This is a genomic window from Paenibacillus cineris (assembly GCF_018333335.1).
Lineage (GTDB): Bacteria > Bacillota > Bacilli > Paenibacillales > Paenibacillaceae > Paenibacillus_AQ > Paenibacillus_AQ favisporus.
This window is the reverse complement of sequence record NZ_BORU01000001.1, coordinates 2,932,861-2,953,869: the sequence shown is the minus strand read 5'-3', so window position 1 is coordinate 2,953,869 and position 21,009 is coordinate 2,932,861. Positions and strand designations below refer to the sequence as shown.

14 protein-coding genes and 1 other annotated feature are annotated in these 21,009 nt (G+C 49.9%); all 14 genes read left to right on the top strand.

What is annotated here, in order from left to right; genetic code table 11:
* The first annotated feature begins 4 nt into the window (after positions 1–4).
* The 14 genes from KI379_RS13745 to KI379_RS13680 all read left to right on the top strand — a co-directional run bounded on the left by KI379_RS13745 (position 5) and on the right by KI379_RS13680 (position 20,942).
* The gene (locus KI379_RS13745; protein WP_076165176.1) at positions 5–739 is read left to right on the top strand and encodes a response regulator transcription factor; all 735 of its coding nucleotides are present in this window, start codon (positions 5–7) and stop codon (positions 737–739) included.
* An 86-nt stretch (positions 740–825) separates the two neighbouring features.
* Positions 826–1,059 (top strand) — a binding site (T-box leader).
* A 196-nt stretch (positions 1,060–1,255) separates the two neighbouring features.
* Entirely contained in the window at positions 1,256–2,122 is an 867-nt protein-coding gene (locus tag KI379_RS13740; RefSeq protein WP_212983894.1) for a GNAT family N-acetyltransferase, read from the top strand.
* A gap of 98 nt (positions 2,123–2,220) precedes the next feature.
* A complete protein-coding gene (locus KI379_RS13735; protein ID WP_076165180.1) occupies positions 2,221–2,856 on the top strand; it encodes a TVP38/TMEM64 family protein in 636 nt (211 codons plus the stop codon).
* Between the two features lie 246 nt (positions 2,857–3,102).
* Positions 3,103–3,933, top strand: coding sequence for a helix-turn-helix transcriptional regulator (locus tag KI379_RS13730; protein ID WP_244169225.1), 831 nt, complete (start codon positions 3,103–3,105; stop codon positions 3,931–3,933).
* A gap of 182 nt (positions 3,934–4,115) precedes the next feature.
* The gene (locus KI379_RS13725; protein WP_212983893.1) at positions 4,116–5,273 is read left to right on the top strand and encodes a Gfo/Idh/MocA family protein; all 1,158 of its coding nucleotides are present in this window, start codon (positions 4,116–4,118) and stop codon (positions 5,271–5,273) included.
* A gap of 105 nt (positions 5,274–5,378) precedes the next feature.
* Positions 5,379–6,548 carry a dihydrodipicolinate synthase family protein gene (locus tag KI379_RS13720; protein WP_212983892.1) on the top strand — a complete coding sequence of 390 codons (1,170 nt, stop codon included), beginning with the start codon at positions 5,379–5,381 and terminating at the stop codon, positions 6,546–6,548.
* A 39-nt stretch (positions 6,549–6,587) separates the two neighbouring features.
* Entirely contained in the window at positions 6,588–7,409 is an 822-nt protein-coding gene (locus KI379_RS13715) for a sugar phosphate isomerase/epimerase family protein (RefSeq protein ID WP_212983891.1), read from the top strand.
* 76 nt (positions 7,410–7,485) lie between these two features.
* On the top strand, positions 7,486–8,727 hold the full coding sequence (locus tag KI379_RS13710) for a Gfo/Idh/MocA family protein (RefSeq protein WP_212983890.1): 1,242 nt from the start codon (positions 7,486–7,488) through the stop codon (positions 8,725–8,727).
* A 401-nt stretch (positions 8,728–9,128) separates the two neighbouring features.
* Positions 9,129–10,079 carry an ABC transporter permease gene (locus KI379_RS13705; protein WP_212983889.1) on the top strand — a complete coding sequence of 317 codons (951 nt, stop codon included), beginning with the start codon at positions 9,129–9,131 and terminating at the stop codon, positions 10,077–10,079.
* A complete protein-coding gene (locus KI379_RS13700) occupies positions 10,073–10,969 on the top strand; it encodes a carbohydrate ABC transporter permease (RefSeq protein ID WP_212968345.1) in 897 nt (298 codons plus the stop codon). Before KI379_RS13705 ends, KI379_RS13700 begins: the two co-directional genes overlap by 7 nt.
* A gap of 86 nt (positions 10,970–11,055) precedes the next feature.
* Positions 11,056–12,657 carry an extracellular solute-binding protein gene (locus KI379_RS13695; protein ID WP_212983888.1) on the top strand — a complete coding sequence of 534 codons (1,602 nt, stop codon included), beginning with the start codon at positions 11,056–11,058 and terminating at the stop codon, positions 12,655–12,657.
* A 106-nt stretch (positions 12,658–12,763) separates the two neighbouring features.
* Complete coding sequence (locus KI379_RS13690) at positions 12,764–14,206, top strand: response regulator (RefSeq protein ID WP_212983887.1); 1,443 nt, start codon at positions 12,764–12,766, stop codon at positions 14,204–14,206.
* 398 nt (positions 14,207–14,604) lie between these two features.
* Complete coding sequence (locus tag KI379_RS13685) at positions 14,605–16,056, top strand: sensor histidine kinase (protein WP_244879284.1); 1,452 nt, start codon at positions 14,605–14,607, stop codon at positions 16,054–16,056.
* Positions 16,057–16,310: 254 nt separating this feature from the next.
* Positions 16,311–20,942, top strand: coding sequence for a family 43 glycosylhydrolase (locus KI379_RS13680; RefSeq protein ID WP_212983885.1), 4,632 nt, complete (start codon positions 16,311–16,313; stop codon positions 20,940–20,942).
* The last annotated feature ends 67 nt before the right edge of the window (positions 20,943–21,009 follow it).

Genomic DNA, 21,009 nt, shown 5'->3' with positions numbered 1-21,009 from the left:
AAAAATGATAACAAACCATAGAAGAGTTTTACTGGTTGATGACGAGACACGCATTCGCAACATTCTACGAATGTATTTGGAGTTCGAAGGATTCATAGTCGAAGAAGCATCGAATGGTACACAAGCCATCGAAAGATATGGTGAGAACCACGCAAATTATGATTTGATCGTGCTGGATTGGTTACTGCCTGACATGAATGGGATCGAGATTTGCAAGTGTATGAAACAAACACAACCTGATATTCCGATTCTGTTGTTATCTGGGCGATCGGAAGAAAAGGACCGCATTGAAGGTTTTGAAGCCGGAGCAGACGATTACGTCATCAAGCCATTTAGCCCGAGGGAAATTGTGCTGCGTATCCAAAACATGATAACCCGTGTATATTCTCCCAGTCCCTATGTTTCTGAAACCGGTGATTTGCTAAATAACGGTTTTAAGATTGGTGAAATTGTGCTTTATCCTTCAGCACGCCGTGTTATGGTGAAACAAAATGAGGTCCATCTGACTCCGAAAGAATATGATCTGCTCTATTTCCTGATCACACATCAAGAAAAAGTTTATTCTCGTGAAGTATTGCATACTGAAATTTGGAAGTCATCGCACAGAGAGATTTACGACCGGCGTACAGTAGATACCCACATTAAACGCCTGCGTGATAAGCTATTCTCCTATTACCCGGAAGGAAATGGATGGATTCAGACATTATGGGGACATGGGTATATGTTCAAAAAAATTTAATTTTTGGGATATCAAATATAAAAAATGCATAAAAAATGTTTGCCGAAAAAGACAAGAACATGTATGGTTAACTTAATTATTAATTACCAAATGCGGTGAAGAGGACAAGTAGATCAGGAAACGCCGTTCAGAGAACTGCCGGTTGGTGCGAGGCAGCGGATATCCGAATCAAAAATCACCTCAGAGCTGGCCTCCGAATTATAGTAGATGGGCCCGGGATTCTACCGTTACAAAGAAGCATCGTTGTTGGACGATGGCTAAGAGGGCGCTTATTATAAACGTCAATCAGGGTGGTAACGCGGAGCAACTCCGTCCCTAATGGGATGGGGTTTTTTTGCGTCTTCATAGAATATTTATTAAATTGGAGGGTTATCGAATGAGTAAATTGATGTTACAGTACGTATGACATTACGGCAACTTGAATTTGATGATGCTGAAGCATTGGGTAGGGATTGGTGTAGTTTAACAGGCTGGGTTAAAGATCAGGAATTGAGCAGATGAAAGGGTGATATTGCAATGCAATTCAAGTTGTATACGGATGTGCATGAGTTTTACAATGACACCTATGATGTGCTGATGCGTCATGAAGCACAAAATTTGATTCCTCTTGGCAATATCATCATTGGGCATGAAGGAAAAGACAAAACAGACTGGCGTGACCCTGTAAATTGGCTTATGGCAACTATTTCGGATGCTAAGGGCGTACAGCTTACCGCCATAATGACTCCGCCACACAATATTACGCTTTATGCAACAGACAACATCGTTAACCCGGATGCGATAAACTGTCTGATAGACGGGCTGAAAGACCGTGAAATTCCAGGTGTGATAACTGAAAAAACCTTGGCAGAATATTTTGCCAAAGAATATACCTTGCGCAAGGGAATAACCTTTAAAACCACCATGAGCCAACGTATCTATGAACTTACGGCAGTAAACCCAGACATTCAAAAGGTTGGTATCGTTCGATTGCTAAATGAAAAGGACATTCACTTTTTCCCATACTGGGCTGAAGCATTTTATGCAGCGGGGAGTTATGGCAAAACAGAAATGTCCATCCCGCAAAATGCAGACCCTTACCTCTACCGAATAGCATCAAAAAAGCTCTATATTTTAGAGGACAACGGGATACCCGTTTCTATGGCAGGATATACAAGGGAATTGCAGACGGCTATTGGCGTGGCATTTGTATATACCCCTCCATATGAACGCAGGAAGGGTTACGCTACTTCAATTGTGGCACAAATAAGCCAACTTGCATTGGATAAAGGATTTACTAAGTGCGTCTTATATACAGACCTAGCAAATCCAACGTCTAATAGCATCTATCAAAAGATAGGCTATATGCCAATTTGTGATTCGCTCCAGTTAAAATTTGAATAGTACAATGATGCGGACAGAACTTCTGCTACCTTAGAAAATAAGAGCATCATATAGAGTTATCATGAAATCACTTGGAGTTATAGGGGGAAACACATTCTATGTTAGGCGCTGAGATCAGCATAATGGAGTATTTTACGGAGCAAAACATCGAACTCCTTTTGGAGCGTTTCCGCTCGCTGGGGCCGCTGCCCGGCATTCTGCTAACTTTTCTAAAGTCTTTCGTTCCGCCGCTGCCTACTATCATGATTGTCGGCGCCAATGCCGCCATCTATGGATTGTGGCTGGGTTTTTTATATTCGTGGATCGGCCTTGTAACGGGCAGTTTTCTTACGTTTTGGCTTTTTCGCAAAGCGTCGGATACACCATTTATTCAACGCTGGGCGGTCAGGCCCAAAGTACGGATGGCCATGGTATGGGCGCAGAGGAACGGGTTTAGCTTCGTTTTTCTCTTAAGCATGCTCCCGATAGGACCGTTCGTAGTTATAAACATGGCCGCGGGATTAACGCGAATGCCGACATTTTCCTTTGCGGCAGCCGTAACTCTAGGCAAAGGTGTCATGGTATTCTGCGTTTCCTATATCGGAATGCATCTGTCCGATTTTATTGCCCAGCCCGTCAAGTTAATCGGAGTAGCGTTGTTTATTGCGGCTTCCATATGGTTGAACCGGAGGCTGCAGGCCTATTTTACGTCCTCGGCAGCTGTGGCATCCGAGCCCTCAAACACTATGGAATAAAGCGGGGAGAGAACTTGGAGATAGATTATAAATATTAGAACAATGAAGGGGTATGCTGCCAGATTGATTTGGTCATGTAAGACGCAAGAACATACACGCTTATTAGCCGCGTACCGCGGCTATTTTTATTCAAACGATAAATGTTCATGTCAGCTTCACTTGTTCTAAAATGTTGTATCGAAGCCGCAGATCGCGCTAAAATGGCTTTACATGTAATGCTAAAAAAACGGGGGCTTCGCCGTGACGATGAAATGGATCGACTTGTCCAGGAATGCGATAGATTTATACGAGCAGAAGCATACAGGCGGACATCTCGTGTCCGAGCATTATCACCAGACGTACCAGCTGCTATTTGTGCTGGAGGGAGAAGGCGCTATCCGGTTGGAAGGGGGAGTTCGGAAGCTGGCGGTCGACGATACGGCGCTGATCGTTCCGTATTCCGTCCACTCCGTCATGTCCGACTTCAGGCTGACCTTGTTAGTGTTGGCGTTTGACGAGGCAGTGCTCGATCCGGATATGAGGGCGCAGCTGCTCCACGCATACTTTCCGGCCTCCTGCCTGATGAAGCCGGGATTGTTTGCTGCGAGCGAACTGCGTCAGCTGCTGAGGAAAATGCTGTTCGAGCAGTCCAGGGAGCTGTCGCCGCTCGTCCGGCTTTCGCTCAAAGTCCAGCTGTCTCAGTTGCTGCTCTTGCTGGTTCGATCGGCCGGAACGGAGGCTGCCGGAGCGGGCACCAGCTCCAACAAGCTGCGTGCCGAGAAAATTCGCAGCTATATCGATTCGAAGTATTTTGATCCGCTGACCGCGGGGGACATCGCCTCCAAGCTGGACATCAGCACGCGGCATGTGAACAACATCTTCAAGGAACGGTATAACATGACACCGATGCAATATTTGACCGAGGTACGCATCCGCGTCGCCCAGAAGCTGCTGGTGGAAACCGGTAAGGACATTATATCGATCTGCTTCGAAGTCGGCTACGATTCCGTGTCTACGTTTTACCGGTCTTTCAAAGCGGTCGCCAAGCTGTCGCCAAAAACGTACAGGGAGCTGAACGCGCCCACGCAAGCTGAGTAGGCAGGGAGCTTTATTGAAACATATTTTCCCCTTCATCCCCCATCGGATAAGCGCCGGCGGGGGTTTTGTTTTTTGCTCGAATAATTCGCTTCCAAAATTGAGAATCGTGTTCCCGTAATCGTAAGAAAAGTGGTTTCGCATCGACTACAATACGGTTATACGAAGCGAAGGGAGCGATGAATGTGACAGTTCGCAACATCGGCATTATTATGAACGGCGTTACCGGACGGATGGGAACCAACCAGCATTTGATCCGTTCGATTCTTGCGATTCGCAAGCAAGGGGGCGTCGCGCTGCCGGGCGGAGACGTCATCATGCCCGACCCGATTCTGGTCGGCCGGCAGGAGAGCAAGCTGCAGGCGCTGGCCGCCGCCCACGGCGTCGAACGTTGGAGTACCGATCTTGAAGCATGCCTCGCCGATCCGTACTATGAAATCTATTTCGACAGCCAGACGACGGTGCGCCGCGCCGAAAGCATCAAGCAGGCGATCGCCGCGGGAAAGCATATTTATTGCGAGAAGCCGACGGCCGTTGACATTGAAGGGGCGCTCGAACTGGCCCGCATCGCCGCCGAGGCCGGGGTGAGAAACGGCGTCGTGCAAGACAAGCTGTTTTTGCCGGGATTGCTCAAGCTGAAACGCTTAAACGACTCTGGCTTCTTCGGGCGAATTCTGTCCGTGCGGATGGAGTTCGGCTATTGGGTGTTCGAGGGCGACTGGCAGCAGGGTCAGCGGCCATCGTGGAACTACCGCAAAGAAGACGGCGGCGGTATTATCGTCGACATGTTTGCACACTGGCGCTATGTTCTCGAGAATTTGTTCGGGGAAGTGAAGGCTGTTTCCTGTCTTGCCGCTACACATATTCCGAAACGTCTTGATGAGCAGGGCGTTCCGTACGAATGCACGGCGGACGATTCGGCGTACGCCACATTTGAACTGGAAGGCGGCATTATCGTGCAGGCCAACTCGTCCTGGGCGGTGCGCGTAGACCGCGACGATCTGCTCACGGTTACGGTCGACGGCACCGAAGGCAGCGCCGTGGCGGGTTTGCGGGACTGCAAGACGCAGCATCGGGTCAATACGCCGAAGCCGGTATGGAATCCGGACATTCCGAACCCGTTCCAGTTCCGTGACCTATGGGTGGAGGTGCCGGACAACGCGTCATACGACAACGCGTTCAAGGTGCAATGGGAACTCTTCTTGAAGCATGTCGTCATCGGCACGCCGTTTCCGTGGGATTTGCTCGAAGGCGCGAAGGGCACCCAGCTTGCCGATCTCAGCTTGCAGTCGTGGCAGGAACGCCGCTGGATCGACGTGCCGAAGCTGAGCCTACGTGAGTAGCGGAAGGCCCGGCTGAATTCAAGATTCGACGTCGAGTAAGCTTCATAGCTATACTTCGTGATCAAAAGCCGATTTTTTAATTACCTCTTAAGGAGGGGAATACAGATGACCCAATCGCTGCTCCTCCCCCGCGCAGGGGGAGCGTTGTATGAATATACTCCGGGCAAAGCAGGCTCGTTCTCCGTGCCGGCCAAGCCGTTTACGGGCCGCATTGCCTTCTCGGCCGCCCATGTCGTCTGCGATCCATTTGCGGACGCAGATCCGCTGTATCATTCGCAGATTGATTGGAACTCGACGCTCGCCTACCGGCACCATTTGTGGTCGCTCGGTCTGGCCGTGGCGGAAGCGATGGATACCGCGCAGCGCGGCATGGGCCTTGACTGGAACAGCTCGAAAGAGCTTATCCGCGCTTCGATCGCGGAAGCGCGCTCAGTCGGCGGCAAAATCTCCTGCGGCGCGGGAACCGACCATCTGTTTCCGGGACCGTCGGTCACGATCGCCGACGTGGAAGCCGCCTATGAAGAGCAAGTCGGCTTCATCGAAGGCGAGGGCGGTCAAGTCATTCTGATGGCGAGCCGCGCACTTGCCGCTTGCGCAAAAGGGCCCGAGGATTACGAGCGGGTGTATGGTCGCATTTTGGGACAGGTAAAACAGCCGGTCATTCTGCATTGGCTTGGCGACATGTTCGATCCCGCTCTGGCCGGCTATTGGGGATGCAAGGACGATCTGGACGACGCGATGGACGTTTGTTTGCGCGTCATTCGGTCAAACGCGGACAAGGTCGACGGGATTAAAATCTCGCTGCTCGATGCCGGTAAAGAAATCAAGATGCGCCGGCTGCTGCCGGAAGGCGTCAAAATGTACACCGGGGACGACTTCAACTACCCTGAACTGATCAAGGGTGATGAGCAGGGCTACAGCCATGCGCTGCTCGGCATATTCGACGCGATTGCGCCGGCCGCCGCCCAGGCGCTTCATGCGCTAGACGCAGACGATCTGGTCAGTTATGAGGCGATAATGGAGCCTACCGTTGCCTTGTCGCGTCATATTTTCCAGAAGCCGACGTACGCCTATAAGACGGGAATTGTGTTCATGGCCTATCTGAACGGCCACCAACCGCATTTCCGCATGATCGGGGGAGCGGAGGGATCTCGCTCGATCGTCCATTTGGCCGAGCTGTTCGTGCTTGCCGACCGGGCCGGGCTATTGGCCGATCCGGAGCTTGCCGCCGAACGGATGAAGCCTGTCTTGGCGTTGGCGGGTATTCGGCCGTAATCATTTATAGAGATGTTTGAAAATCCGGGAGGGATCAGTATGGAACCGCTTCGTTCCATAGACAGACTCAGCTTGAACCAGATTACGACCGATCGGCTGAATATGCGTGAGGCCGTGGAAGCATGCGTTCGCGCCGAAGTGCCTTGGATCGCGCTGTGGCGGCATAAATTGGCCGAGACTGGCCTGGCCGAGAGCAAGCGGCTTGTGCGGGACGCGGGCCTGCGCGTCTCCAGCCTGTGCCGTGGGGGTTATTTTCCGGCGGCCACCGCGCCTGCGCGCAAAGAGCGGATGGACGACAATCGCCGCGCTGTCGAGGAAGCGGCCGAGCTCGGCACCGATGTGCTCGTGCTCGTTTGCGGACCGGCGCCAGACCGGGATATCGATTTCGCCCGCAAGACGGTCGAAGAAGCGATCGCAGAACTTGTGCCGTTCGCCCGCTCGCACGGAGTCAAGCTCGGCATCGAACCTTTGCATCCGATGTACGCCGCTGAACGCTCCGTCATCAATACGCTGGCGCAAGCCAATACGCTCGCGGAGCAGCACGACCCGCAAGACGTCGGCGTCGTCGTCGATGCGTTCCATGTCTGGTGGGACCCCGAGCTGTACGCGCAAATTGAGCGGGCCAGGGGGCGTATACTCGGCTTCCACGTCTCCGATTGGATCGTGCCGGTACCCGACCTGCTGATGGGCAGAGGAATGATGGGGGACGGCTTTATCGAGTTGCGCCGGATGCGTCATGCCGTTGAAGCGGCCGGTTACGTGGGGGCGATCGAGGTGGAAATCTTCAACCGGCAGGTATGGGATATGCCGGGAGACGAGGCGCTGACGCTCATCAAGGAACGTTATTTGCAGCATGTATGAATGATAAATTTGCAGCTTTGGCGGGCCGGGAGAATCGTTCCCGGCTCGTCAAGGCATAGCTTTGGAGGGAAGGAATGTGAAGATTTGTCGCACCGCGCTGATCGGGATCGGGGGATTCGGCGCTGAACATGTGAAAGTCATGCAGAAGCTGGTCGAAGAGGGTAGCCTGCAGGTTGCTGCTTTTGCGGAGCCGAATGTCGACGCTCATCAGGAGTCTTACGACAAGCTGACCGCGCTTGGGGCCGTCCATTATATGGATTACTTGCAGATGCTCACGCTGCATCCGGATATCGATTTCGTCGTCATCGTCACACCGATCTCCTCCCACAAGCCGATGTGCATCCAGGTGATGCGGATGGGCTTTCACGTGCTGGTGGAGAAGCCCCCGGCGGTAACGATTCAGGACTTGGACGAGATGATCGCGGTGCAGAGGGAGACCGGGCGCTTGTGCCAGGTGAACTTCCAGAATACGTCGGGCCAGGCGTTCCGAACGCTGCTGGAAAGGATCGGCTCCGGTGTGCTCGGGCAGGTGGAGCATGTAGTCGGCATTGGCATGTGGAAACGGCTTCGCTCTTACTACGATCGAACCCGCTGGGCTGGCAAACTGGTCAGCGACGGCCAGTATGTGCTGGACGGGACGTTCAACAATCCGTTCGCCCACTTGCTGCACCATAGCTTGCTGGCGGCCGGAGGAGGCGCCGCAGACTTGTACCCGGAATCGGTGCAGGCCGAGCTTTACCACGTCAATGACATCGATGGGGACGATGTTTCCTGTATTCGCGCCGTTATGGCTAACGGTGTGAGCGTTCATTTTTACGCCATGCTTTGTCACGAAGTCAGCGAAGTGCCTTCGATTGCCGTGTATGGAACGCGAGGGGAAGCGCATTGGAATTACCAGAACAAGCTGACCATTCGCGCACAGGACGCCGAAGAGGATTTGGCGTTTGGTCCGACCGATTTGATGTGCAGCATGTATCTGAACCTGATGGAAGCGATTGAAACCCCGGGGAAATCACTCTTCTCGCCGCTCAAGGCAAGCCGAGGCTTCGTGCTGGTATCCAACGGCGCCTATGAGTCGGCTCGCGCCGTTCGTGCCATTCCCGGCCGATTCGTGACCGAGCGGGAGGATGGAGATTCCACGGTGCGCTTGCTGCCCAGCTTGTCCGAAAAGATGAGAGACGCGGCAGCAAAGCGGCAACTATACAGTGAATATCCGCTTCCTTGGGCGACACCGACCCGGCTGTTCCGGATGGAGGGCTACAGCCGATTCGAGCTGCCTGCCAATATGCGCACAAATAACGGTGAACCGACCAATTAGAGGCGTTCCTCTAGGGTTCTTTTTACAATGTCGAGGTTTAATCTAAAGATAAACCCTAAATCAATAGTTTCACGAGGCAACTCCACTTTTCATTGTTTTTTAGATTCCAAAACAGTTAAAGATGGGGGTTCTTGTTGCGAGGGGAAGCCGATAAATGTTACATATATTAAAAATTCATTTTATGTATTTTGGAGGCATGATATCTATTTAAATGAACCAGGACCAAATGGTCTCTGGTTCTTTATTTTTTTACCTGACTAATTGCTCACTCTACAGTTTACATACAACTACCTTTTTAAGTTATTACCAAATTGATTTAAGGGAGTACATTTTTTTATTTAATCCTGAAGGTAAAATGATAAACATGAGAGCTCCTTATTACAGGCGGAGGGATGGGAAAAATGAAAGCGGTTTTAGACAGCTCCCGAAAGTATGGCGCAGCAAAAAGGAAAAATAACTTTCTGTACTACATCAGAAGAGACGGTCTGTTATATTTTCTTTTGCTGCTGCCTATGGCGTATATCCTGATTTTCAAGTATGCACCCATCTATGGCCTTGTGATGGCATTCCAAGATTACAACATTTTTGAAGGAATTAGAGGGAGCGAATGGGTAGGACTGGATGTGTTCCGGTTTATTTTTGAGCAGGACAGCTTCTACCGTGCATTGAAGAATACGCTGGTCCTGAATGTTCTGGACTTGATCGCAGGTTTTCCAGCGCCCATTCTTCTGGCGATTTTGCTAAATGAAGTAAGACAGGCAAAATTCAAGAAAATGACCCAGACCGTGTTGTATCTGCCCCACTTTTTGTCCTGGGTTATTATTGGCGGTATGGTCTACCTGATGTTTTCTAACGGCGGCATGATCAACAATTTCCTGTCGAGCTTTGGTTTGGAGAAGATTGAGTTTCTGTCGCGGAAAATACCTTGGCTGATTACTTATATTGCCGTTGGCGTATGGCAAAATATCGGATGGGGCACCATCATTTATTTGGCGGCCATTACCGGAATCAATAGGGAGTTATATGAGGCCTCCGATATTGATGGTTGCAGCAGGCTTCGCAAAATGTGGCATATTACACTGCCTGGCATTAAATCAACCATCAATATTTTGCTGATTCTCCAAATAGGCAGAATGGTTTCTATCGGGTTTGACCGTCCCTTTGTGATGGGGAATTCACTGGTTAGCGATTACTCTGATGTTATCAGTACTTTCGTGTATAGAGTTGGTATTAGTTCGGGTGATTTCTCCCAGGCAACGGCGGTAGGATTGTTCCAATCCGTGGTCGGCCTGATCCTGCTGTTATCTGCAAACTTTGTTGCGAAAAAACTAGGCGAGGATGGGATATGGTGAGGGTGGCGAGCAATAGGGGCAAGATGAAAAAAATGACTGTAGCGGATATTGCCATCATTGTATTTATCGTGGCATTGTCCTTCACATGTATCGTACCGTTTCTGTACATGATTGCGCTTTCTTTCAGTTCCAACGAAGCGATTATTTCTCAAAAGGTAGGACTGTGGCCAGTAGACTTCACAGCAGAAACGTACAAAACCATATTGAGCGATATGGATATGCTTTATACGCTTGGATACAGTATTGTGCTAACGATATTTTACACTTTGGTATGCATGTTCCTGACCATATGTGCAGCGTATCCGTTAACGAAGAAGCGGCTGAAGGGAAGAAACTTTATTTTGACGGCGTTGGTCTTCACTATGTATTTCAGCGGCGGTTTAATTCCCTCCTATATTCTGGTTAAAAACCTGGGCATGATGAATTCGGTTTGGAGCCTGGTTTTGCCGGGTGCCATGAGCGTGTTTAATCTGATCATCCTGAAAACCTTCTTCAGCAATCTTCCTGAGAGCCTGGAGGAATCGGCAGCCATTGACGGGTGTTCGGATCTGGGCATTCTCATCAAGATTGTGCTCCCCCTTTCGTTGCCATCGATCGCCACATTAAGCCTTTTCTATGCGGTGGACAGATGGAATGGATTCCAGGATGCGTTGTTCTACATTACGAAAAAAGAGCTGTACCCTATGCAGATGAAGCTATACCAGATCATTTCGGCCAATCAGCAGTTGGATAGCCAACAAGGAGGAGAAGGAAGTGTCGGCTCCTATATTGTCCCTGAGTCTTTGAAAGCGGCCAGTGTCATGTTTACAACGATTCCGATTTTGCTGATCTATCCTAAACTGCAGAAGTATTTCGTGGATGGTGTGATGACCGGGGCTATCAAGGGTTGATGGGGAAACAGATTATGATGAAGGGGGGATCCAGGCCTCGCGGATGATTTAAGAGAATCAATCACAAGAACGAAAGGGTGGTTAAAGTGTATAAGGGCATAAAGAAGAAAGCAGCAATTCTATTTAGCACAGTGCTTCTAGCCGTAGGAGTGGCAGGCTGTGGTGGCGCAGGCAATAACAATGGGGAGACGGTATCAAAAGGGTCCAACGCATCGGAAACGGGCTCCGGTTCCCCGGTAACCTTGACAGTGGAAGTGTTTGACAGAGGTATTCAGGGACAACCGGACTTGAACAACAACGCGTGGACCAAATATGTCAATGAAAAATTCGGGAAGCCTAATAACGCCATTGTAAAATTTGTTCCTGTCCCCCGTTCCCAAGAAGTCGACAAGCTGAATGTGTTGATGGCTGCCAACGAGGCCCCTGATATTTCCTTCACTTATGACGGGAATACCGTAACCCGTTTCGCAAAAAGCGGTGGCCTCTATACACTGGATGAATTGTTGGAGAAGCATGGCCAGCAATTAAAGTCTTATCTGGGCGAGAAAGTTCTTTCCTACGGGAAATATGAGGGCAAACAAATCTCGATCCCAGGCAAGCGGACTCTGATCGCTTGGAACGGCATGTTTATCCGCAAGGATTGGCTAGATAAGCTGGGAATGCCTGTTCCAACGAATCGGGATGAATTATATAATACCCTCGTTGCTTTCCGTGACAAGAACCCGGGTAATGTGGATGGTGTCATTCCGTGGGCAACTGCGGCTTCCGGCATGAACTACACCTTTGGCAACCTGATTCCTTCGTTCTGGGGTCCGATGTCGGAGGAGGAATTCGTTACCACCACCAATTGGCTGAAGCCCGGCACCAAGGATGCTTATAAATGGCTGAACAAACTGTATAATGAAAAGCTGATCAGCCCCGACTTTGCACTGGATAAAACAACCAAACAAGCGGATGCCGATGTGACCAATGGCAAAGTAGGCTTCTACGCTGCCAACTGGGATTATCCACTTTCACAAAAAATTCGTGAACCACTGAAGCAAAATGCACCTGATGCCAACTATGTTGCTGTAGATACCTTCAAAAACGATGAGGGGAAATACCTGAAAGAGATGTACAATGAAAACGGGATTTTCTCCTTCATCCCGAAAAGCAGCAAAAATGCGGAGCTGGCCATAAAGTATCTGAACTGGATGGCTGATCCGGAGGTGATGTACTTCCTTCAGTTTGGTGAAGAAGGCGTCAACCATAAGCTTGTAAACGGCATCCCGCAAGGGATTGCGCAAACCGGCGAAAATATGCAAACGAGCAATCTGAATATGGATTATACTCTAATTGTAAACGGTGCAGAGCTGGGCGATACCGAAAAGAATGTCCGAACGTATGCAGCAGCCTTAGCAGCCGGAGATCAGAGCTATGAAAAACTGGCTGTCGATTCGTACAAGATCAACACGACGGATGGTTATACAGGCTTCTATTACGGTGTCTCGAACGAAGCTAGTATCAAGTACGGCAAAACGTTGGGTGACATGAACAAGCAGATGAGTGACAGGCTGGTCGTTGCCAAGCCGGCAGAGTTCGACGCCTTGTATGACAAGCTCGTGAAAGAATATATGGACGCCGGCGGTCAGGCTGTTCAGGATGAAAATATAAAGAATTATAGAGATGTCAAAGCACAGAGCAAGTAATCCATGGCATAAGGATAAACCAGTCTGTGGTTTATCCTTTTTTCGTTGCTGTTCCCGAATAATTTTGCTATTATTCGGGAGAATCCATATGTTCAGGAGGATACCCATGTACAAGGTCATGATTGTAGATGATGAGCCGTGGGCAATTAAAGGAATCCGCAACGCCTTCGATTGGGATAAATATGGATTTGAAATTATCGGACAATTTAAAAGCGCTTACACAGCATGGGATGCCATAAAAGCGAATGAACCCGATTTGGTATTTACGGATATCCGTATGCCTGAAATATCCGGACTGGATCTGATGAAGAGGGCCAAAGTAGAAGGGATGGACATTGAGTTTGTCATCGTAAGCGGATATGCGGAATTTGAATATGCCCAGGAGGCGCTGCGCTATGGCGCGCTGGATTATTTCCTGAAACCCTTGGATATCGATAAGGCTGACCCTTTCATTGCGAAGCTGGCCATGCACTTCTCCCGAAGAAGCACAGCACGAAACCAACTCCTTCTGGATGCACTGACCTCGGCGAATGAGGGCGAGATAAAGACCTTCCTACCGCTTCCCGATGATGCAGCTGTGTACTATTATCAGGTGTTGTCCATCTATTTCGAGGGAGAACATAAAAATATGAGGAACCTGCTTTCTTTGGAGGGAAAGCCTGTTCATGTTGTGGAAGTTGAAGCTGGAGCCCGAAAAATGCTAGTTGTCCTGATGACGGAGCATAGCGATTGTCTGGAAGGACTGTCGGGTAAGTGGGTTCTGAATAAGACGGGCATCCATGTTATGGGCGTCAGCAGCATCTCTAATCAACTAAAGCACATGAGCAAGCTCATAAAAGAAGCAGACCTGTCCGCTTCCCAGGTTTTTCTTGAAGAAGCTGGGGGCGTCGTTCACTACGAGCCGAAGCTTCATCTGGTGAAGCCATGTATCGATGAAATCCACCACATCCTTCAGGGAAATCAATTTGACGATGTGGATGCGTACATTAAAGGGCTGCAGGCATACTTCAGGGATCATCATCTGGGCATGTCTGAGGTTGTCTACCTGTGGAATCAAGCCGTCGGGATCCTTATAAAAGCATATTCAGAGGAATTGAAGGATATGGAACTGGAATTCCTGAATTATTCCGAGATCAAGGAACGATTTGAACACTTTGAGTCGCTATGCAGCTTTTTACATGAGGTTCTCGACTCCATCAGGATAGGAAACAGCCGCTCTGTACAGGAAGGGGACATCCAGTCCTGCTTCAACCGGATGATCCATTATATCAACCATCATTTTGAGCAGAAATTGTATTTGAAGGATTTATCTGCCCAGTTCTTCATTAACCAGGTGTATTGCTGTCAATTATTCAGAAAAAATCTGGGCAAAACCTTCTCTGAATATGTGTCGGAGCTGAGAATCAAGAAAGCCCGTGAGCTCCTGAAGCGGACGGATCTCTCCATTGAAGAAGTGGCCATTAAGGCCGGGTATGTCGATTATTATTATTTCAATAAAGTGTTCAAGAAGCATTGCGGGATGACCCCCACCAAATTCAGAAAAAGTTGATATGAACGGAGCGGCGGGCCATGAAGATCAGTAAACTGAAATTGAAGCATCAGATATGGCTTATCTTTTTCTTCTCAATCATCATTTTTACTGTGATGGAATTTTATTATTATTATAGTTTCTCTAATTTAACCCAGAAGAGAGCCGCCCATTACAGTAACCAGATGATAGAACAAACACGCCGCAAAATTGATTCTGCATTTAGTGATATCAGGGTCAGCACCAGCATTGCGGTCAATAGCAGACGGGTTCAGGAATTTTCTGTAGTGGATGATGATTACAAAAGGGCGTTTAATAGCGGTCCAAATGCATTGGATCTCATGGAATATATGAGATCCTTTAATTCGTATGTGGACGGAATTGTAATTAATGATATTCGGGGAAGACGGCTTTACAGTTTGGCATCGGCAAGCGGAGATATTTTTTTTCTCAATCGTTATGATACCTTTATCCAGAAGTATAAGGAAGATCCTTCGCTGCGGGACAAGGGGATGTTCACCTCAATTCTAAAAGACGACAGAACAGGAACGGAACAGTTCTTTTATATCGCGCCGATTGTGGAGGCCATCGGGGGAATCTATTTCTCCCAAATTACGGGTTACTGTACCGTTTTGGTCAATATGGACAAAATGCAGGGGCTAGTGGAAAATACGGAATTAACGCCCAACTCTACCTTGTACATTCTGAATAACCGGGATGAGGTGATTGCTTCCACCAATTCCAATGCCCGGGGTGCGTTATTCAGGGAAGTTCTGTCTATGGATAAGGGCATCCTGCTTAACGGGGTCAAAACAACGATCGATGGGGAAGATATTCTCGTCCAGGTTAAGGGTTTGGAGCAGGCAGACGGGTGGCGGGTTGTGAGTATGATTCCAGTGCAAGAGCTCACTGCAGACATGAACCCTATACGGAAAGTCAGCATTACCGTGGGGATTGGGATGATTCTAAGCATGCTTATCATGGGCAGTTTCTTAATGAACAATCTGATGCGTCCGGTGATGGGACTTGTTCTGGATATGAAGAGAGTGGGGAGCCGGGACATGGGCTTCCGCATTAAAGTCCGGTCTACCAATGAAGTAGGCATGCTGGCCTGTGACATTAACCGGGTAATCAATGAAAGGGAACAGATGGCTAGAGATATGATCAATACCCAGGCCAGATTATATGAATCTGAGCTGAGCCAGAAACAGGCGGAGTTTGCTGCCCTGCAAAGCCAGATCAACCCCCATTTTCTCTATAATACGCTCAATTGCATCAGCAGCATCGGATTGGAGTACGGAAGCAGGGAGATCGCGCAAATTGCATCATGCATGTCCAAAATATTCCGGTACAGCATAAGAAATGATGATCTTGTGCGGATAAGGGAAGAGCTGGACTGTATTCAGGCTTATATGAACATTATCGCCATCCGGTATGAAAATAAATTTATCATCGAGATCGATGTGGACGAGGGACTCTTGGAGATGCAAACCCCTAAGATGATTCTTCAACCCATTGTGGAGAATGCGGTCTATCATGGGCTTGAGCGGATGGATCAAGGGGGCCGGCTTCAAGTTACCGGCACCATAGATGCGCATGGGGACGTGTGCTTCCAAATCACGGATACCGGGAAGGGAATGGACCCGGAGCAATTGGCTTCCTTTCAGGCTAAGCTGGGCATGGCATCCCCGGAACCTGTACCAGATGGCCAACAGGCTGCAAGCATCGGACTTTCCAATATCCATAACAGGCTCCGGCTATTGTTTGGAGATGGTTACGGGATCGCCATACAAAGCCAGTTCGGCCATGGGACGACAGTGACCGTGAGGATTCCAAAGCTGTTAAACAACCGCAAACCTTCGGAAGAGTAAGGTTATGTCGATATCCGGACACACTACAATGTAATGTTTTTCTTCAGGACACATCCCTTAATCGGGGATTGTGTCCTTTTTTTCTTCGAATTTCCGGCGATAACCATCAGACGCTGAGAGGGTTAAGTATAATCCGAAGGTCAAGACACTTTTTCTAAAACGGTTACCAAAACAATTTAAGATAGTACATTTTTTAAATTTTCTCTAAAAGTAGAATGAGGACATGGCTGAAAAAATCAATGACAGGGGGATGGATGAAGTTGAAAGCGGTTTTATGGGATAGGAAAAGATTCAGGTATTTGCTGTTTTGTCTCGCCGTGCTGCTGATGCTGCCGCAATGGAACGGAGCGGCTATGGCGGCAGAGCAAACGCCAGATAGGGCGGATTTGGCATCCCGGCAGGAGGGAAAGGATGTGTCTGATTTCTACAATGTTATCATGCAAACAGGGGCCGACCCTTGGGTTTACAAGCATACGGACGGCTACTACTACAATGTCTTTGTCAATGCCAGCGGCATCATGATCCGCAGAGCGAAGACGATTACCGGCATTGAAGCGGGCGAGAGAAGCCTAGCCTGGACACCGGTTAAAGGGTCCATGTACAGTTCCGATGTTTGGGCGCCTGAAATGCACTATCTCAAAGATAACGATGGCCAATTCAAATGGTATATTTACTTCGCAGCCGACAACGGAACCAACGCAAACCACCGCATGTACGTGCTGGAGAACACCAGTGATAATCCGATGACGGGAACCTGGGAGTTCAAAGGAAAAATTACCGATTCCACCGACCGTTGGGCAATTGACGGCACAGTGCTGACTGTAAATGAGGATCACTATTTTATTTGGTCCGGCTGGGAGGAAACCGACGGAAGCTTTCAAAATTTATATATCGCAAAGATGAGCGATCCGCGGACCATCAGTTCGGAACGGGTCCTGATTTCAACGCCTGAATATGACTGGGAAACTTCCCCGGGGAGGATCAATGAAGGGCCCGAGGTCACTATAAAGGGCGACACCATCAATCTGATCTATTCGGCCAACGGAAGCTGGACAGACAGTTACTCCCTCGGATTGATCACGGCCAAGATTAGCGACGATTTAATGAACCCTGGCTCCTGGGTAAAGCGGGATAAGCCGATCTTTTCTAGCGCCAATGGTGTTTACGGCCCTGGCCACCATAGTATCGTCTCATCTCCTGATGGTGCGGAGGACTGGATCATTTACCATGCTGCCCGCTGGCCGGGGTCTGGCTGGACCCGCAAAGTCTACGCACAGAAATTCACTTGGAATGACGACAATACGCCGAACCTGGGAGCGCCGGTAGATCCAAACATACCGATTGCCATACCTTCCGGCGAGCCGATGCGGAAGCGGTATGAAGCGGAAAATGCGTTCCTGGTGAAGGATCCGAATGGAGAAACTTCTCCGGCTGTCCTGCGGGAAAGCACTGCATCAGGCGGTATGAAAATCGCGGGTATCAAGAACGCCAATGATTATGCCCAGATTACAGTAAATGTGCCGGAGGCGGGATTCTATAACATGTCCGTGCGCAATGCCAACGGCTCCCCCAATGCGGCGGATGCCTCCCATATATTGTCGGTCAACGGCAGCTCCGGTGCCAAATTGAACATCGTGTATTCTGGTCCGAATCGTTGGGGAGCCTCCACGGCGAAAGTCTTCCTTAAGGAAGGCGACAACATCATACGCTTCTCGAAAGGGAGCAATCTGGCCGAAATCGACAGTATGGATCTATTTAAGCTGGATACATCGGAAATTTTATTTGAATCCCCAGGATTCACCCTGGGGTTGAACGAAACCCGCAGCTTGCCCCTGTATACGGTAACGGGCGCTACCTATACCGCTATCGATACAGGAGCTACCTTCAGTTCTTCCGACACGAAGGTAGCCATTATTGATGAAGGGGATCAGATTCAGGCTGTCGGGGCGGGCAGTACGACGATTACCGCGACATATCATGGGAAAACAACAACGGCCGCGGTAACCGTAGTCGCAGAGCCCAGATCAGTGCAGTCTCTTGACATGAGCGGATTGGACCGCGTCCTGACCAGCGGACAGCGAAGCCTTCCATTGCAGTTAACTGCTCGCTATAACAACTATGAAATGAAGAATGTGACAGCTGATGCTCAGTATACCAGCAGCGATCCCGGGGTGGCCCGGATTGATACTGTCTCGGTCACCCCATCAGTATACGCAGATAAACCGGGTACAGCTCTTATTACAGCCGAATACAACGGCAGCAAAACGGCAATCCAATTGACGGTAATCGACGCTTCTGATGCGGTTCAGGTGGTTTCCGAAGTGAAGACTCCTTCGGGAGTGACTCCTGATCCGCCCAGCGTTGTGGATGTTGTATACAATAGCGAGTCGATGACGGCGGAAGTTGTCAGCTGGAAGCCGGAGGGGATGGACTTCAGCTCTCTTGGTACGGTTCAGGTGCCAGTCATTCTGAAGGTGGATGGCCGAGATATTCCTTCCACTGTACCCGTAGAAGTCGTTGCAGGATGGGGCCTTGATGACATTGTGAATCAGCACCGCAATAGACTGGCGAATTTCTCTTATCCGTTGGGCACTGGGTTAGGCAACTATAGCCAATCCAAGTATGACGCTTTTGTGGCCGAGGTGGATAAAGCAGAAGAGATGGCCTCCAACCCGGATCTGAGCAAAGAGCAGTTTGACGGGGTACTGGATAATCTCGCTCAGGCGGAAGAGGCTCTGTTAGGTTCGCTTAACAGCGTGCAGGATGGCGTTGTCTATAACGCTTACCGGGATTTCTCCGGCGATACGGTAGGCAAATACCCTTACGGTATCACCATTGAAGATCTGACCAATGGAGCTACCGCAACGGTAAAGGAAGAGGACGGTAATAAATTTCTTCGACTGACCACGACCGCTACCTCGGGCAAGGCAAACCTGTTCCTGCCATATACAGGGGAGGTAAAAGCGGAGGGGGATCAGCGCATCGTCATCGAGTATCGCGCCAGATTAAACAGCAGCTTCCAGTACGCCAATGGCGCCATGATGAGAAACGACAGCGGTACCGGCAATTATTCGATGGTCACTGCTTTTGATACCGGTAAGTTTATTGTACAGAACGGTGGATCCAAGAAAGCAGTCCAAAACGTGTCCTACAATACATGGTACAAAATCAAAATGGTGGCCAACTGGAATAACAAGACCTACACCGTCTACCTCGACGATGTTCCGGTAGCTACGGATTACAATTTCCGCCATACAGGCGGTGACAAGCTGATCGGACAACTGTTCGGGATCGACGGATACGCCAATGCCTCCATCGATTTTGATGATTTCAAAGCTATGGTCATAGGAGGACCAAAGGCCGCGCCAGAGGGTCTTGGGAAAGTCGATGAAACAGCGTCTGGCGCCAATGATGGACGCATCACCGGGGTGAATGATTCCATGGAATGGTCTTCAGATCATGGGGGCACCTGGTTAAATGTAGAAGGTGATACACTTGCCAATCTGCAGCCCGGAACGTACTGGGTTCGATACCGCGAAACGGACACGCATAAAGCAAGTCCTTATGTGGAGTTCACTATTACGGCTTTTAATCAATCGATTCCTGTCACCGGTGTGAGCCTGAACCAAACCAGTGCGCAATTGTATACCAACTATGGGAGCCCCTCTGTCCAGCTCACTGCACATGTAGAACCCGCTGAAGCATCTAATAAGACCGTGATTTGGAGCACATCAAACCCGGCTGTAGCTTCTGTGGATGAGCACGGACTTGTGAGTGCCCACGCCTCCGGCACGACTGTGATAAAGGCGACCACTGCAGACGGCAGTTACACAGCGTCTTGTGTTGTGACTGTCGGTGTATATGCGACCAGTGGCGGCAGCAATTCTGGCAACGAGCCTGCCAGTTCGACTGCCCCGCCTACGCCTGCCCCGATCACTAAGAATGGGGACGGCAGCACAACGACTATCGTCACAGAACAGAATACCGGAACAGTTACGGAGACCACCGTCTGGCCGAATGGCGACCGTAAAGTCATCACGAAGGAACGCAGTGGCACTCTGACCGAAGTAGTCACGAAGCAAGACGGCAGCAAAAGCGAGACCGTGAGCAAGCCGGACGGAAGCAGCCGTTCTGTCGTCACCGATTCGCAGGGTGTGAAGGTTGAGACAATTACGACGTCGCTAGGGGAAGTAACGGCCGAAGTTCATCTGCCCGAAGGCGTGGCACAAGCACGGATTACAATTCCCGTCAAGAAAGCCTCCGCCTCCACTGTAGCCTATACGGTCAGGGGTGACCGCTCCAGAACAATCATCGGGACCTCCGTAATGACGGAGAATGGATTGAGTATCCTGGTCAGGGGCGATGTAACAGTGAAGCTGGTAGACAACAAGATCACCTTTAAGGATGTGCCTGACCACCATTGGGCTGCGGAGTCGATTGCTTTTACTGCCAGCCGTGAACTGTTCCTAGGGACAGATAACGAGAATTTTGCCCCCAATGCATCCATGAGCCGCGCCATGCTCTTCACCGTGATGGCCCGGCTGGACGGTGCCGAGACCGAAGGGGGCTTGTATTGGTACAGCAAGGCGCAGGACTGGGCAGTGGCTACGGGGATCAGCGACGGCAGCGTTCCGGAGGCTGCTATTACCCGTGAGCAGCTGATCACGCTCCTGTACCGGTACGGGGGTCAACCTGCTGTGGGCGGCATCGGCAAGAGCTTTGCGGACAGCGGCGAGATTTCCGCTTGGGCAAAGGACGCTATGAGCTGGGCTACGGAGGCGGGAATCCTGAATGGCAAGCCAGGGAACCTTCTGGACCCTGCCAGTGTTGTCTCGCGGGCTGAAGTATCCACCATGCTCGCGCGCTTTATAGCTTGGCTAAAGTAATGCATCTTGTTATAAATCCGATTCACGGAAGTGTTGTTCCGATTGAACTGCGGATCTTGAGCGATCG